We start from the raw sequence: 15,738 nt of genomic DNA on the forward strand, positions 1-15,738 counted from the left end.
CATGACCGTTAATCTGACCACCGCCAACGAATTCATCGCCCGCCACATCGGCCCGCGCCAGGAAGATGAGCAGCAAATGCTCGCCAGCCTGGGGTTTGATTCCCTCGAAGCCCTGAGCGCCAGCGTCATCCCGGAAAGCATCAAGGGCACCAGCGTGCTCGGCCTGGAAGACGGCCTGAGCGAAGCCGAGGCCCTGGCCAAGATCAAGGCCATCGCCAGCCAGAACCAACTGTTCAAGACCTACATCGGCCAGGGCTACTACAACTGCCATACGCCGTCGCCGATCCTGCGCAACCTGCTGGAAAACCCGGCCTGGTACACCGCCTACACGCCGTATCAACCCGAGATTTCCCAAGGCCGCCTGGAAGCCCTGCTGAATTTCCAGACCCTGATCAGCGACCTCACCGGCCTGCCGATTGCCAACGCCTCCCTGCTCGACGAAGCCACGGCCGCCGCCGAAGCCATGACCTTCTGCAAGCGCCTGAGCAAGAACAAAAGCAGCAACGCGTTCTTCGCTTCGGTGCACAGCCACCCACAAACCCTCGACGTCCTGCGCACTCGCGCCGAACCACTGGGCATCGATGTAGTAGTGGGCGATGAGCGCGAACTGACCGACGTCAGCCCGTTCTTCGGCGCCCTGCTGCAATACCCGGCCAGCAACGGCGATGTGTTCGACTATCGCGAACTGACCGAACGTTTCCACGCCGCCAACGCACTGGTCGCCGTGGCCGCCGACCTGCTGGCCCTGACCCTGCTGACGCCGCCGGGTGAATTCGGCGCCGACGTCGCCATTGGCAGCGCACAACGCTTTGGCGTGCCACTGGGCTTCGGTGGCCCGCACGCGGCGTACTTCTCCACCAAGGATGCGTTCAAGCGCGACATGCCAGGCCGTCTGGTCGGTGTTTCCGTCGACCGCTTCGGCAAGCCGGCCCTGCGCTTGGCGATGCAAACCCGCGAGCAACATATCCGCCGCGAGAAAGCCACCAGCAACATCTGCACCGCGCAAGTGCTGCTGGCCAATATCGCCAGCATGTACGCCGTGTACCACGGCCCCAAGGGCCTGACGCAGATCGCCCAGCGCATTCACCAACTGACCGCGATCCTGGCCAAGGGTTTGACTGCCCTGGGCCAGAAAGTCGAGCAGGCACACTTCTTCGACACCCTGACAATCCACACCGGCGCCCACACCGCAGCCCTGCACGACAAGGCCCGCGCCCAGCGCATCAACTTGCGCGTGGTGGATGGCGAACGCGTTGGCCTGTCGGTCGACGAAACCACCACCCAGGCCGATATCCAAGCCTTGTGGGCCATCTTCGCCGATGGCAAAACCCTGCCAGCCTTTGCTGCAACCGAAAGCACCCTGCCGAGCGCCTTGCTGCGCCAGTCGCCGATCCTCAGCCACCCGGTGTTCAACCGTTATCACTCGGAAACCGAGCTGATGCGCTACCTGCGCAAGCTGGCCGACAAGGACCTGGCCCTGGACCGCACCATGATCCCGCTGGGCTCGTGCACCATGAAGCTCAACGCCGCCAGCGAAATGATCCCGGTGACCTGGGCCGAATTCGGTGCCCTGCACCCGTTCGCCCCCGCCGCGCAAAGCGCCGGCTACCAGCAACTGACCAGCGAACTGGAAGCCATGCTCTGCGCGGCCACCGGTTACGACGCGATCTCCCTGCAACCCAACGCCGGTTCCCAGGGTGAGTACGCCGGCCTCTTGGCCATCCGTGCCTATCACCAGAGCCGTGGCGAAGAACGTCGCGACATCTGCCTGATCCCGTCGTCAGCCCACGGTACCAACCCTGCGACCGCCAACATGGCCGGCATGCGCGTGGTGGTCACCGCTTGCGATGCACGCGGCAACGTCGACATCGAAGACCTGCGCGCCAAGGCCATCGAGCACCGCGAGCACCTCGCAGCACTGATGATCACCTACCCCTCTACCCACGGCGTGTTCGAGGAAGGTATTCGCGAAATCTGCGGGATCATTCATGACAACGGCGGCCAGGTGTACATCGACGGCGCCAACATGAACGCCATGGTCGGCCTGTGCGCACCGGGCAAGTTCGGCGGCGATGTGTCCCACCTGAACCTGCACAAAACCTTCTGCATTCCCCACGGCGGTGGCGGCCCGGGCGTTGGCCCGATTGGCGTCAAGTCGCACCTCACGCCATTCCTGCCCGGCCACGCCGCCATGGAACGCAAGGAAGGCGCGGTGTGCGCTGCGCCGTTCGGCAGCGCGAGCATTCTGCCGATCACCTGGATGTACATCAGCATGATGGGCGGCGCCGGCCTCAAGCGTGCGTCGCAGTTGGCGATCCTGAATGCCAACTACATTTCCCGTCGCCTGGAAGAGCACTACCCGGTGCTGTACACCGGCAGCAATGGCCTGGTGGCCCACGAATGCATCCTGGACCTGCGCCCGTTGAAAGACAGCAGCGGCATCAGCGTGGACGACGTGGCCAAGCGCCTGATCGATTTTGGTTTCCATGCGCCGACCATGTCGTTCCCGGTGGCCGGCACCTTGATGATCGAGCCCACCGAAAGTGAATCCAAGGAAGAGCTGGACCGCTTCTGCGACGCCATGATCGCCATCCGCGAAGAGATCCGCGCGGTAGAAAACGGCACCCTCGACAAAGACGACAACCCCCTCAAGAACGCGCCGCACACGGCTGCGGAACTGGTGGGCGAATGGAGCCACCCATACAGCCGTGAACAAGCGGTGTACCCGGTGGCTTCATTGATCGAAGGCAAGTACTGGCCGCCGGTTGGCCGGGTCGACAACGTGTTTGGAGATCGCAACCTGGTGTGTGCGTGCCCTTCTATCGAGAGCTACGCCTGATCTGACGGGAGATACGCGGCCAGTGTGGGAGCTGGCTTGCCTGCGATAGCGGTGTATCAGCCGACAGTGATGTTGCCTGACCCACCGTTATCGCGGGCAAGCCCGGCTCCCACATTGACCGAGTCGGCTTTCAGAAAATAATAAGAAACCGGAGAACAACCATGTCCCTTAGCGTGTTCGACCTGTTCAAGATTGGCATCGGCCCCTCAAGTTCCCACACCGTCGGCCCGATGCGTGCCGCTGCTCGATTCGTCGAGGGGCTCAAGCGTGACAACCTGCTGGAGGCCACCACCGGCATCAAGGTGGAACTCTACGGATCACTGGGCGCCACCGGCAAAGGCCACGGCAGCGACAAGGCTGTGTTGCTGGGCCTGGAAGGCGAACACCCGGACACCGTGAATACCGAAACCGTGGCAGCACGCCTGGCGCAGATGCGCAGTGACGGGCGCCTCAACCTGCTCGGCGAACACAGCATTGCGTTCAACGAGAAAGAACACCTGGCGATGATTCGCAAGCCCCTTGCCTATCATCCCAACGGCATGATCTTTCGTGCCTTTGACGCCGCCGGCATCCAGACCCGCAGCCGCGAGTACTACTCGGTCGGTGGCGGTTTCGTGGTGGATGAAGACGCGGCGGGCGCCGACCGTATCGTCGAAGACGCTACACCCCTGACCTTCCCGTTCAAACACGCCAAGGACTTGCTCGGCCACTGCACCACCTATGGCCTGTCTATCAGCCAGGTGATGCTGACCAATGAAAGTGCCTGGCGCCCGGAAGCCGAAACCCGCAGCGGTTTGTTGAAGATCTGGCAGGTCATGCAGGATTGCGTCGATGCCGGCTGTCGCAACGAAGGCATCTTGCCCGGAGGCTTGAAGGTCAAGCGCCGGGCAGCGGCCTTGCACAGGCAGTTGTGCAAGAACCCGGAGTCGGCGCTGCGCGACCCGCTGTCGGTGCTCGATTGGGTCAACCTGTATGCGCTGGCGGTCAACGAAGAAAACGCCAATGGCGGGCGCGTGGTCACCGCGCCCACCAACGGCGCGGCCGGGATCATTCCCGCCGTGCTGCATTACTACATGCGTTTTATCCCCGGCGCGAACGAAGACGGCGTAGTGCGCTTTTTGCTCACCGCGGCCGCCATCGGCATTTTGTACAAGGAAAACGCTTCGATCTCAGGCGCCGAAGTCGGTTGCCAGGGCGAAGTCGGCGTGGCCTGTTCCATGGCCGCAGGCGCACTCTGCGAAGTGCTGGGCGGCAGCGTGTCCCAAGTGGAAAACGCCGCCGAGATCGGCATGGAACACAACCTCGGCCTGACCTGCGACCCAATTGGCGGGCTGGTGCAGGTGCCGTGCATCGAGCGCAATGCCATGGGCTCGGTGAAGGCGATCAATGCGGTGCGCATGGCCCTGCGTGGCGACGGGCAGCACTTTGTGTCCCTCGACAAGGTCATCCGCACCATGCGCCAGACGGGCGCCGACATGAAAAGCAAATACAAGGAAACCGCCCGTGGCGGTTTGGCGGTCAACATTATCGAGTGCTGACGCCCACAAGCGCGTCGGCACGTTTTTCAGGAGTTGAATATGTCCACCGAAACCCTGTTGAAAACCCCATTGCATGCCCTGCACCTGGAACTGGGCGCACGCATGGTGCCCTTCGCCGGCTACGACATGCCGGTGCAGTATCCATTGGGCGTGATGAAGGAACACCTGCATACCCGTGAACAGGCCGGGTTGTTCGACGTCTCCCACATGGGCCAGATTCGTCTCACTGGCGCGAATGCCGCCAAGGCTCTGGAGACCCTGGTGCCCGTCGATATCATCGACCTGCCAGTAGGCATGCAGCGCTATGCGATGTTCACCAATGAGCAAGGCGGCATCCTCGACGACCTGATGGTCGCCAACCTGGGCAACGACGAATTGTTCCTGGTGGTCAACGCCGCCTGCAAGGACCAGGACCTGGCGCACCTGCGTACACATATCGGCGACCAATGCACCATCGAACCGCTGTTCGAAGAACGCGCCCTGCTGGCCCTGCAAGGCCCTGCGGCAGTGAAAGTATTGGCGCGCCTGGCCCCTGAAGTCACTCAGATGACCTTCATGCAATTCGCCACCCTGCGTTTGCTGGGCGTGGACTGCTACGTCAGCCGCTCCGGCTACACCGGTGAAGACGGTTTTGAAATCTCCGTGCCGGCCGCCAATGCCGAGAGCCTGGCCCGCAGCCTGCTGGCCGAAACCGAAGTGCAGGCGATCGGCCTGGGCGCTCGCGATTCGCTACGCCTGGAAGCCGGCTTGTGTTTGTACGGCCACGACATGAGCACCGACACCACGCCAATCGAAGCCAGCCTGCTGTGGGCGATTTCCAAGGCTCGGCGTGCCGATGGCGCACGGGCCGGCGGCTTCCCTGGCGCCGACCGCATCTTCACTCAGCAGCAAACCGGTGTGGCGCGCAAACGCGTAGGCCTGCTGCCGCAGGAGCGTACCCCGGTGCGTGAAGGCGCTGAAATTGTCGATGCGCAAGGTACGGTTATCGGCAGCGTCTGCAGCGGGGGCTTTGGTCCGACCTTGGGCGGCCCTCTGGCAATGGGTTACCTGGACAGCGCCTTTGTCGCACTGGATACCGAAGTTTGCGCAATGGTACGTGGGAAAAAGGTGCCACTGCGTGTAAGTAAAATGCCATTCGTTCCGCAACGTTACTACCGTGGCTGATTGACTGTTTCTATAAGTAACGCGGTTGCGTTAATGTGCACTAAACTGTAACGCAACCGCCATAAAACAGTGCATTCACGATAGGCTTTTTATAGCTGACGCCCTATAACAAGTGAATAACTCTATCGAATAAGCCAGTATCAGAACATTCAACAAAGTGTCATGAGCCCCAGTAAAATCAGGGCCTGCACAAGGGCTTGTTTTTTTCATATTAGTTGGCGTAGAGTTTGCCCACTGTGTTTGCATGGGTCGCTTGGAACCTGGACCTGGGCAGTAGCTCAAGTAGTTGCTACAACCCGTTCGACGTCTCTTACTTTCCTGCAACCCAGCCCAGTACTCTTTCGTTTGAAAGGGGCTGTCATTAATTTTTAGCGTCAAAGGAAAGAAGAAAATGGCTGAGCGTCAGAGCGGTACCGTCAAGTGGTTCAACGACGAAAAAGGCTTTGGTTTTATCACTCCTGAAAGCGGCCCGGATCTGTTCGTGCATTTCCGCGCTATTCAGGGCAATGGCTTCAAGAGCCTGAAGGAAGGCCAGAAAGTGACTTTCGTCGCTGTGCAGGGCCAGAAAGGCATGCAGGCTGACGAAGTCCACGCAGAAGCCTGACCCTTACCTGCGACAAAAAGCCCCTGATATGACATCAGGGGCTTTTTTATGGGCGCCATTGCGTAAACTGCGTGCTTTCTCCAGAGAGCCCTGCCATGTCCAAACCCCTGTTGAGCCCCCAGGGCGAATTCCCCGCCGTTGGCCTGGGCCGCCGTCTGGCAGCGATGTTCTACGACTTTCTTTTATGTACCGCACTGCTGATCGTCACCGCTTTTATCTACAAGCTGGTGTGGATCGCCTTCGTGGGCGAAGCGAAGATGCGCACGCTCACCGAATCCGGCGCGCTGGACGGTGACCCGTTGCTGTCCACGATCCTGCTGTTCGTGCTCTTCGGGTTCTTCGCCAAGTTCTGGACTCATTCGGGGCAAACCCTGGGCATGCAGGTGTGGGGCGTGCGCGTGCAAAACGCCGACGGGTCGCGGATCAGCCTGTGGCAGGCACTGCTGCGTTTTGTGGTGTCGATTGCGTCATGGCTGTGCGTGGGGTTGGGATTTATCTGGTCGTTGTTCGATAAACACAAACGCAGCTGGCATGACATCTATTCGGATACGCAGTTGGTGCGGATCCCGAAGCAAAAGAAGTAACTCAAGCGCATCACAGATCAACTGTGGGAGCTGGCTTGCCTGCTCCCACATTTTGATTTGTGTTCAGGCGTTGCCGGCCAGTTTCAACCGTGCAGCCTGGGTAAAGTCGAGCATGCGCTTGAGCGGTCGTACCGCCTGCGGAATCACCGCCGGCTCCACGAAGATCTCATTACTGCCCTCACGCAAACACTGCAACGTACGCTCCAGTGTGTTCATCGCCATCCACGGGCAGTGCGCGCAACTGCGACAGGCTGCACCGTTACCGGCGGTAGGCGCTTCGACAAAGACTTTGTCCGGGCACAACTGCTGCATCTTGTAGAAGATGCCGCGGTCGGTCGCGACGATAAAGGTCTTGTTCGGCAAGCGTTGCGCCGCAGCGATCAGTTGGCTGGTGGAACCCACCGCGTCAGCCAATTCGATCACCGAAGTCGGTGACTCCGGGTGCACCAGGATTGCCGCATCCGGGTACAGCGCCTTCATGTCTTCGAGCTGCTTGGACTTGAATTCTTCGTGGACGATGCAGGCACCGTCCCACAGCAGCATATCGGCACCGGTCTGGCGCTGGATGTAGGTGCCCAGGTGTTTGTCCGGGCCCCAGATAATGGTCTCGCCGTTGTCCATCAGGCTTTCGACGATTTCCAGCGCGCAGCTGGAAGTCACCACCCAATCCGCCCGAGCTTTGACCGCCGCCGAGGTGTTGGCATAGACCACCACGGTGCGCTCGGGGTGCTGATCGCAGAACGCGGAAAACTCATCCACCGGGCAACCCAGGTCCAGGGAGCACGTGGCTTCCAGGGTAGGCATCAGGATGCGTTTTTCAGGCGTAAGGATCTTGGCGGTCTCACCCATGAAGCGCACGCCAGCCACCAGTACGGTTTTGGCCGGGTGAGCGGCACCAAAGCGCGCCATCTCCAGGGAGTCGGAAACACAACCACCGGTTTCTTCGGCCAGAGCCTGAATCACCGGGTCGCAATAAAAGTGGGCAACCAGCACCGCGTCCTGAGCCTTGAGCTCGGCGGCGATGGCGGTTCGCAGGCTCGCCTCTTCGGCAGCGCTGAGGACCTTGGGCTGCTTGGCGTCGAGGTGAGCTTGAACCAGTAGGCGTTCGGAAATGTGCGTCATGTTCGCAAGACCTGCAGGCGCAGTAGCGCGAAAGTCGAGTGTACCACCGGCTCAGGAGCCCTTCGGGCGCCGCCGGACGAAGTGTTTTTGTTCATCAAGCACGGGTACAGCTTAAAGCTGCGCAAGGCTACAGAATATCCAATGGATTCAAAAGCCTAATCTGGCAACCGGGCAAGGTACTCAGTTCCTCGCCGCGGCACGCCGATTAGGTGAAGCCCAGACAACAATCAAAACCGCGCCGCCCCCTCCCGCCTCCTGAAAAATCAGGATTTTTGGGCTGAGACGCCCATTCGCGCACTGAATTTGTGCATTTGAGCACTACATCACACGATTTTTCTTACAGAATGTGCAATAAATCCTACGGCGATGTAACAAACCGTTCAGCACTCACTCAAGTGGGGCAAGTCTGCGCTGAGTTCAAGGTTTAGCTCGTGCGGTGTGGATCGTGTGTATTTCTACGTTAAGGATGTCGAGTGCCAAATCAGCTCTCAACCGGACACTTGAGTTGTACCCGGAACCTGGGCATTGCCCTGCTCTGCCTGTGGGCGCTGCCCGTGGCTGGCGCCGAGGCGCCGCAGCCAGGCCAGGAAGCCCTGCGCTTGCAACAGCAACAGCAACGCGACCTGCAGCAATTACAATTGGAGCAGCGCCAACGCCAGATGCAACGTGGCAGTTTCGGTACGCCAGCGGCCACACCGGCCTTGCCAACAGACATCGCCAAGGACGAACGCTGCTGGCCCTTGAGCGGTACGCGCCTGGCCGGGGTCACGCTGTTCAGCCGTGCCGAGTTGGACAAACACATCGAGCCCTACGTGGCGCCTTGCATGGGCGTCACCCAGATCAACCGCCTGCTGGCCGAGATCACGCGGCTGTATGTCGAGGCCGGTTATATCGCCAGCCGCCCCTACCTGATCAGCGCGCCCGCCGCCGGGCAACCGCTGGATATTCACGTCGAAGAAGGCTACCTGGAGGCCATCGAACTGGCCGACCAGAGCCTGCCGGTGTCATTGGGTGGGGCATTCCCCGGGATGCTCGGCAAGCCACTGAACCTGCGAGATCTGGAACAGGGCCTGGACCAGCTCAACCGCCTGCGCTCGGTGGACCTCACGGCCGACATCGCCCCAGGCAGCACCGCGGGCGCGTCGCGCATCATCCTGCGCTCGCGCAGCAGTGCCTCGCGCTGGGCCCTGGGCCTGGGGGTGGATAACCTCGGCAGCGCCGGCACCGGGCGTGATCGCAATGCGATCAACTTGAGCCTGGACAGCCCGCTACAAATCAACGACTCGCTCAACCTGAGCTTCAGCGACACGCTCAACCATGGGCCACGCTACAGCCGCAGCCACAGCCTGTTCTACTCGATCCCCTACGGTTACTGGACCTACAGCCTGTTCGCCAGCCATGCCGAATACCGCTCGCCGTTCAAACTCAGCCGCACCACGTTTTACAACAGTGGCCGCACCGATCAGGTCAGCCTGCGTAGCGACCGTGTGTTGTGGCGCGACCAGGGCCACCAACTCAGCGCCAACCTGCAACTGGCCTACAAAGACGTCGACAGCTACCTACAGAAGGTACACCTGGACATCCAAAGCCCCACGCTGACCGTAGCCGAAGCGGGCATGAACCTGTTCTGGCTCAACAGCGCGGTGTGGAACCTGGACGTCAATTACGCCCAGGGCCTGACCTGGTTCGGCGCCGATCGCGATGCCGACCAGGTGCAGAAAAACCGGCCCAAGGCGCAGTTTCAAAAGTACCGCGCCAACCTCACCCAATGGCGCAACGGCCAATGGGCAGCGCAGCCATGGCAGTGGCAGAGCCAGTTGTCGGTGCAGTACAGCCCGGATGCGTTGCCCGCCATCGAACAGTTGCTGATCACCGACGACTCGGCCGTGCGCGGCTACCGCGAAAACAGTAGTTCCGGTGCCATTGGCGCAGTCTGGCGCAACACCTTGCGCCTGCCGCTCAACACTGACTTGCCGGTGAAGCTCACCCCGCGCCTGGGCCTGGACAACGGCTGGGTCAAGCACGAACACGGCGCCCAGAGCCAACGCCTGAGCGGCGCCAGCGCGGGGCTCAACCTGAGCTGGAAGAACGTACAGCTCGACATCGACTACCAACGCAACCTCAACACCCCCACAGGTTTTCGCCAGGAGCCGGAGGTCTGGCTGACGCGCCTTAGCTTGCAGATATGAGTGTGCACCGATGAGCCAATACCTGTTTTTAGCCTGAGTCACCGCCGTACCTGACCACCCCAGCAGCGTTGCAACGAACAACGCGCGTCGTGGATCAGCCAACACAGAGCGAGATTATTTATGCCGACTACTTCACATAGCTTCCACCTTTCACCCCAGGGCAAACTGCGCTGGGCCATCGCTAGTCTCTTCCTGCTGCCGCAGCTCGCGCTCGCCGCAGGCTTGACCGTCGTCGAAGGCCCTGGCGGTACGCCGCAGCTGCAAAACCAGGGCGGCGTCCCCATCGTCAACATCGTCGCGCCGAACGCCGGTGGCCTGTCCCATAACCAGTTCCTGGATTACAACGTCGACCGCCAGGGCCTGGTGTTGAACAACGCCTTGCAAGCTGGCCAGTCCCAACTTGCCGGGCAACTGGCGGCCAACCCGCAGTTCCAGGGCCAGGCGGCGAGCGTGATCCTCAACGAAGTGATCAGCCGCAACGCCTCGACCCTCAACGGCGCCCAGGAGATTTTCGGCCAGGCGGCCGATTACGTGCTGGCCAACCCTAACGGTATTTCGGTGAATGGCGGCAGTTTCATCAACACGCCCAATGCCAACCTGGTGGTGGGCCGCCCTGAACTCAACGACGGCAAGCTGCAAGCCTTGAGCACCCGCGATGCCAACGGCCAACTGACAGTGCAAGGCCAGGGCCTGCACAACCGCGAAGGGTCCATCAACCTGATCGCGCCGCGCATCGACAGCGAAGGTCGCCTCAGTGCCCGCGATCAATTGAACCTCACCGTCGGCAGCAACCAGGTCGATTTCGCCAGCGGGCAGGTACGCCAGGTGGACCCGGCCAGCAAGACCCAGGACCAACGCATCGACGCGCGCCTGTTCGGCGCCATGCAGGCCGGGCGCATCAACATCATCAGCACCGCCGAAGGCGCCGGTGTACGCGTGGGCGGCGTGCAGGTGCAAGGCACTGACGGGGTGAAGATCAGTTCGGCCGGCGACCTTGATATCAGCGGCCAGGTGCGCGCCGACAGCCTCGACGCCACTCGCGCTGGCGTGCACAGCCGCCAGGGCGATATCGACTTGCACAGCGCCAAGGACCTGAACCTGGCCGCCACCGACGTCAGCGGGCGCAACGTCAAACTCGACGCCAGCCGCAACCTGACCCTCAGCAGCCTGGAAAGCCGCAAGCTCCAGGAAAAGCGTGAACAGTGGAACAACAGCAACTTCCTGTTCACCTACGAAACCTACGACCGCACCACCAGCGACAAAGACTCGCGCCAGCACGGCAACAAGGTTGTGGCGCAACAGGATGCGGCGCTGTCTTCCGGTGCCAACACCGAGATCAAAGCCAGCCATGTGGAAGCGGGCAACACTCTGCGCGTCGACAGCGGTGCCAACCTGCACGTTAACGCCGCCACCGAAACCCATGAAACCCGCGACCAGGGCAACCATCGCAAGCACCTGTGGAAAGCCAACTGGGATAAATCCAGCAGCGAACAACGCAGCATCACCAGCAGCCTCAAGGCCGGAAAGACACTGGAGCTGACCAGCCAACAGAAGCTGCAATTGCAAGGCGCCGAGCTGAAAACCCCCGGCGATATCCAACTGGCCGCCCGGCACGTGGAAATCGCCAGCGCCAGCCGTACCCAGAGCAGCAGCGACAATGCCTACTCCGGCGACCTCACCGGTGGCAGCTTCTTCGGCAAGCAAGGCGACGGTAACCAGGGCAAGACGTCGAACACTGGTAGCAAGGTCAACGCCGACGGCAAGCTGATCGTCAAGGCCGACGACGTGCGCATCAGCGGCAGCCAGGCCCGAGGCGGCAAACAGGCCAGCGTCATCAGTGACAAAGGCTCGCTGGTGATCGACGGCGTCCAGGACACCTCCCACGACAACCGCTACAGCAATGACAGCAAGTTCTTCGGTATCTCCAAGGATGAAAGCCGCAAGAACCTCAAGGACAGCACCGTGGTTGCCAGCAACCTGCGCTCGGACAGCAACCTCAAGCTGCAAAGTGCCAAGGACATCACCGTCAGTGGCTCCCAGGTCTCCGCTGCGGGTGAACTGCAAGCGGATGCCAAGGGCGATATCAAGGTCGTTGCCGCCGAGAACACCACCCACGACACCACTCGCACCCATAGCCGTGGCTTCGATGGCTACGCCAAGGAAACCGAGGGTGTCAGCCGCCAGTACCGTGCGGGCCTGAGTTATGAAGACCAGCAGCAAACCCGCCAGACCGACACCACGCAACAACAGGCTTCCAGCCTTAAAGGCGCCAGTGTGGCGGTTAACGCCGCAGGCGATGTCAGCATCACCGGGTCCAACCTCCAGGCCACCGAAGGCGATGCGAGCCTGAGCGGCAAAAACGTCGAGCTGTTGGCCGCCCACGACAAGCGCACCGAAGCCGTCGACAAAACCGCCACCGGCGGCAGTTTCTACTACACCGGCGGCATTGATCGGGCAGGCAGTGGCGCTCAGTTCAGCCACCAAAGCAGCCAAGACACCGCTGAAAAAACCACTGCGCAAACCAGCACCGTGGCCGCGGCCGGCAAGCTGACCATCAACGCTGGCAACACCTTCACCAGCGAGGGTGCACAGGCCAAGGCCGGCGCCGGGCTGCAGGTCAACGCTGGCCAGATCGACAACCAGGCGGCCCATTCCACCGAGACCAGCACCCACAAGGAAAACGGCTGGACCGCCGATGTTGGCGCCAATGTGGAATACAAAGGCATTACCCGCCCGATCGAAAAAGCCGTCGAGGGCGTGGCCCAGGCCAAGTTCCATCAGCCCGGTTTGCTGGATGCATTCGAGCAACCCAATGTCGGCCTGGATGTGGAAGTCGGGCACACGAACAAAACCGGCACAACGCAGGACAGCACCGCCGTGGTCAGCCAGTTCAGTGGCGCCACGGTGCAGGTCAATGCGGCCAGCACCTTGCAGGACGAGGGCACCCAGTACCGCGCCACCGAGGGCGGGCTGAACATCAAGGCGGGCGAGCACGTTGCTACCGCAGCGGCCAACACCCACAGCAGCAGCGAGCAAGGCGTGGACGCCAAGGCTGGCGTGCGAGTCTATACCACCACCGGTGAAGACCTGAATGTGCGCGGCAGTGGCCTGGGCGGCAGCAGCGATGTGCGCGAGTCCAGCAGCACGGCGGTGGTCGGCAGCTATGTGGCCAGCCAAGGCGTGAGCATCGAAGCCAAGGGCGATGCCCGTTATGAAGGCAGCCAGTTCGACGGCGGCCAGGCCGGGGTCAACCTCAAGACCGGCGGTGAGCTGGCGCTCAACCAGGCCACCAACACCCAGAGTAAAAACAGCAGCACGCTGCGCGGCAACGGCTCACTGACGGTGGGCACCGCGCCCGGCGCCAATGGCAGCAACGTCAACCTCGGTGCCGGCGTGCAGTTGGATAACAAGCGCCTGGACACCCAGGACAGCCAGGCGCAGGTCGCAACCATCCAGGGCAGCGGCCCCGTGCAGCTCAGCAGCGGCGCTGACATGACCCTGCAAGGCACGCAGATCGGCAGTACGGGCGCGAAGGCTGGCGATATCAGCCTCAATGCCGGCGGCAAGCTAAACCTGCAAGCCGCCACCGATAGCCACGTCAGCAACGGCAGTAACCTGGGCGGTGGCCTGACCCTCGGTGCCGGCAAGACCAGCAGCGCCGAAAGCAGCAGCAAGACCGGCAGCCTCAGCGCCAACTTCAACATTGGCAAAGTAGCGGAAAACGACCAGAGCGCCGTCGTCGGGCAGTTGCACAGCAGCGGCAAGGTCAGCCTCGCCAGCGGCGCTGATGCAACCGATGCCATCCACTTGCAGGGCACTCAGGTCAGCGCAGCCAGCGTTAGCCTGGATGCGCAAAACGGAGGCATCCTGCAAGAGTCTGCGCAATCGAACCAGGCCCGTGGCAACTGGGGCGTCACCCTGGGCGCAGGGGGCAGCGTCGGCCAAACCACCCTGGCCGACGCCGGTGAACATGAGACACCCAAGACCCAGCGCGGCATCAATGCGCGGGCCAAGGTCGATGTGGATCACTTGCAAGGTACCACCCAGCACAACAGCCTGATCACGGCGGGTGACGTCACCCTCAACAGTGCCGGCGATACCCATCTGGCCGGAGCGCGTGTCGACGCCGACAAGGTGCATGGCGCGGTGGGCGGCGACCTCGTCGTCGAAAGCCGCAAGGACCAGGTCAACAGCACCCAGGTGAATGTCGACGCCAGGCTGGATGTCGAGAAAAACCAGCCGGGGGTGGTGGATAAGCTGGCCAAAGCCAGCGGCCCATTGAAGGACAAGGTACAAGCCAAGGCTGAAGGCGCGTTCGACAAGCATCGCGACAAGCTGGAGAACGTCGTCGACAAAGGCACCGGGCACCTGGCTTCGGCCAAGGACAGCGTGGTCAACAGCGTGGTCAATGCCAAGGAACGCTTGGGCGAAAAACTCACTCGCAGTGGCAGCTACGATGTGAACCCGGAACCCCGTGGCGCCTTCGGTACCCGCGTGGACAAGGCCAAGGCATACCTGGCAGACAAGACCGATGCCCTGGGCACGCGCTTGTCTGGCTTCAAGGATAAGGTCTGGCCAAAAACCAGCGACAGCTACACCGTCAGTGGCAAAGACACCACCGGCAGCAAGGTGGCCAATACCGCCGAAAGCGTGTTGTTCGGCGACAAGAGCGGCAACACCAGCTACACCCCGACTCTGTATCTGGATGTCAGCCATGTGGCCAAGGACAGCGTCACCCAGGCGTCAGGCATTCGCGCGAGCCACGGCGTCAACCTGCAGGTCAAGGGTGATACCCAGCTTACGGGCGCGCGGATCAGCGCGCCCAATGGCAAGGTTGAGCTGGGTGGCTCCAAGGTGACGGCAACCACACTGGCCGGCAGCGACTACCGCGCCGATGTCGGGCTGAACGTTTCGAAGTCACCGGTCAACCTGGCCCTGGGTGCCAAGGACGAACTGACCCAGAAACACGACGACGCCACACGCAATGACCAAGCCTTCAACCTGGGCCCGCTGCGAGCGGGTGGGCACAGTGAAAGCCAGGCCTTGCAGGCGGGGATTGATCAGGCCATCAACTAACGCTTAAAACAGCAGAACGCTTCTGTGGCGAGGGAGCTTGCTCCCGCTGGACTGCGCAGCAGTCCTATTCTCAGGGTCGCTTCGCGCCCCAACGGGAGCAAGCTCCCTCGCCACGGAATCAGCCACTGCCTGCTCTTCCTATGTCAGTTGAAGAGCGCCTGTACGTTCTTCATCGCGTCATCGGCAAAGCCTTGCAGGAAAGCTTCGAACGCCGGTACGTCTTCCTTACCGCCCGTGTAGGGCTGGCCAATGATGGTCCAGGTCGCCAGGCTCTGGTTCGGGCCTTGTGGCACCACCTCCATCAGCGCCCACAGGTTACCGATGTTCAGCGAGGTGTAGATCAGCGACCAGGTCATGGTCATGGCTTGATCGTCATGGCTGTTGAGTTGCTCAATCACGACATTGCCGTCCTTGAACAGCTTCTTGCGTACCGAGCGCACGCCCTCGCCCGTCATCTCGATATGGGACAAGGCCGGAATAAACTTCGTGAAACCGGCGAAATCTCCGACGACATTCCACACACTGCGAGCATCACCATTCACGCTGACGCTGGCGACGACAGGGTTGCCGACTGGATTACGGACCAGGGTATCGGGTTCAAAATGTTGCATGGGTAAGCTCC

9 protein-coding genes are annotated in these 15,738 nt (G+C 61.6%); 7 read left to right on the forward strand and 2 right to left on the reverse strand.

Going from position 1 to position 15,738, the window contains the following annotated elements; translation table 11 throughout:
* Position 1: 1 nt before the first annotated feature.
* The 5 genes from gcvP to ACP7CZ_RS15135 all read left to right on the forward strand — a co-directional run bounded on the left by gcvP (position 2) and on the right by ACP7CZ_RS15135 (position 6,729).
* Positions 2–2,839 carry an aminomethyl-transferring glycine dehydrogenase gene (gcvP, locus tag ACP7CZ_RS15115; protein WP_198790640.1) on the forward strand — a complete coding sequence of 946 codons (2,838 nt, stop codon included), beginning with the start codon at positions 2–4 and terminating at the stop codon, positions 2,837–2,839.
* Positions 2,840–3,000: 161 nt separating this feature from the next.
* Entirely contained in the window at positions 3,001–4,377 is a 1,377-nt protein-coding gene (locus ACP7CZ_RS15120) for an L-serine ammonia-lyase (protein ID WP_034128553.1), read from the forward strand.
* 39 nt (positions 4,378–4,416) lie between these two features.
* Positions 4,417–5,541 (forward strand): glycine cleavage system aminomethyltransferase GcvT, encoded by a 1,125-nt coding sequence (gene gcvT / locus ACP7CZ_RS15125; RefSeq protein WP_294204661.1) that lies wholly within the window; start codon positions 4,417–4,419, stop codon positions 5,539–5,541.
* A 391-nt stretch (positions 5,542–5,932) separates the two neighbouring features.
* A complete protein-coding gene (locus tag ACP7CZ_RS15130; RefSeq protein WP_034128555.1) occupies positions 5,933–6,145 on the forward strand; it encodes a cold-shock protein in 213 nt (70 codons plus the stop codon).
* Between the two features lie 95 nt (positions 6,146–6,240).
* On the forward strand, positions 6,241–6,729 hold the full coding sequence (locus tag ACP7CZ_RS15135; protein WP_034128556.1) for an RDD family protein: 489 nt from the start codon (positions 6,241–6,243) through the stop codon (positions 6,727–6,729).
* Between the two features lie 63 nt (positions 6,730–6,792).
* Here the strand turns inward: ACP7CZ_RS15135 and nadA are convergent, their stop codons facing one another.
* Positions 6,793–7,851, reverse strand: a complete 1,059-nt coding sequence (gene nadA / locus ACP7CZ_RS15140) for a quinolinate synthase NadA (RefSeq protein WP_003193840.1) — start codon at positions 7,849–7,851, stop codon at positions 6,793–6,795.
* Positions 7,852–8,324: 473 nt separating this feature from the next.
* Between nadA and ACP7CZ_RS15145 the strand changes: the two genes are divergently transcribed.
* Positions 8,325–10,040, forward strand: a complete 1,716-nt coding sequence (locus tag ACP7CZ_RS15145) for a ShlB/FhaC/HecB family hemolysin secretion/activation protein (RefSeq protein ID WP_054898391.1) — start codon at positions 8,325–8,327, stop codon at positions 10,038–10,040.
* Positions 10,041–10,160: 120 nt separating this feature from the next.
* Positions 10,161–15,116, forward strand: a complete 4,956-nt coding sequence (locus ACP7CZ_RS15150; RefSeq protein ID WP_294204665.1) for a hemagglutinin repeat-containing protein — start codon at positions 10,161–10,163, stop codon at positions 15,114–15,116.
* 143 nt (positions 15,117–15,259) lie between these two features.
* On the opposite strand, the gene ACP7CZ_RS15155 is transcribed toward ACP7CZ_RS15150, so the two are convergent.
* Positions 15,260–15,727 (reverse strand): SRPBCC family protein, encoded by a 468-nt coding sequence (locus tag ACP7CZ_RS15155; RefSeq protein WP_054918472.1) that lies wholly within the window; start codon positions 15,725–15,727, stop codon positions 15,260–15,262.
* Between the last annotated feature and the right edge of the window lie 11 nt (positions 15,728–15,738).

This window comes from Pseudomonas sp. DWP2-2, from assembly GCF_049897065.1.
In the GTDB taxonomy this organism is placed as follows: Bacteria; Pseudomonadota; Gammaproteobacteria; order Pseudomonadales; family Pseudomonadaceae; genus Aquipseudomonas; species Aquipseudomonas paracarnis.

Coding starts and splice junctions, on each gene's coding strand:
- ACP7CZ_RS15120 (WP_034128553.1), top strand. CDS start 3,001: ATGTCCCTTAGCGTGTTCGACCTGTTCAAGATTGGCATCGGCCCCTCA.
- ACP7CZ_RS15135 (WP_034128556.1), top strand. CDS start 6,241: ATGTCCAAACCCCTGTTGAGCCCCCAGGGCGAATTCCCCGCCGTTGGC.
- ACP7CZ_RS15155 (WP_054918472.1), bottom strand. CDS start 15,727: ATGCAACATTTTGAACCCGATACCCTGGTCCGTAATCCAGTCGGCAAC.
- gcvT (WP_294204661.1), top strand. CDS start 4,417: ATGTCCACCGAAACCCTGTTGAAAACCCCATTGCATGCCCTGCACCTG.
- ACP7CZ_RS15130 (WP_034128555.1), top strand. CDS start 5,933: ATGGCTGAGCGTCAGAGCGGTACCGTCAAGTGGTTCAACGACGAAAAA.
- nadA (WP_003193840.1), bottom strand. CDS start 7,851: ATGACGCACATTTCCGAACGCCTACTGGTTCAAGCTCACCTCGACGCC.
- gcvP (WP_198790640.1), top strand. CDS start 2: ATGACCGTTAATCTGACCACCGCCAACGAATTCATCGCCCGCCACATC.
- ACP7CZ_RS15150 (WP_294204665.1), top strand. CDS start 10,161: ATGCCGACTACTTCACATAGCTTCCACCTTTCACCCCAGGGCAAACTG.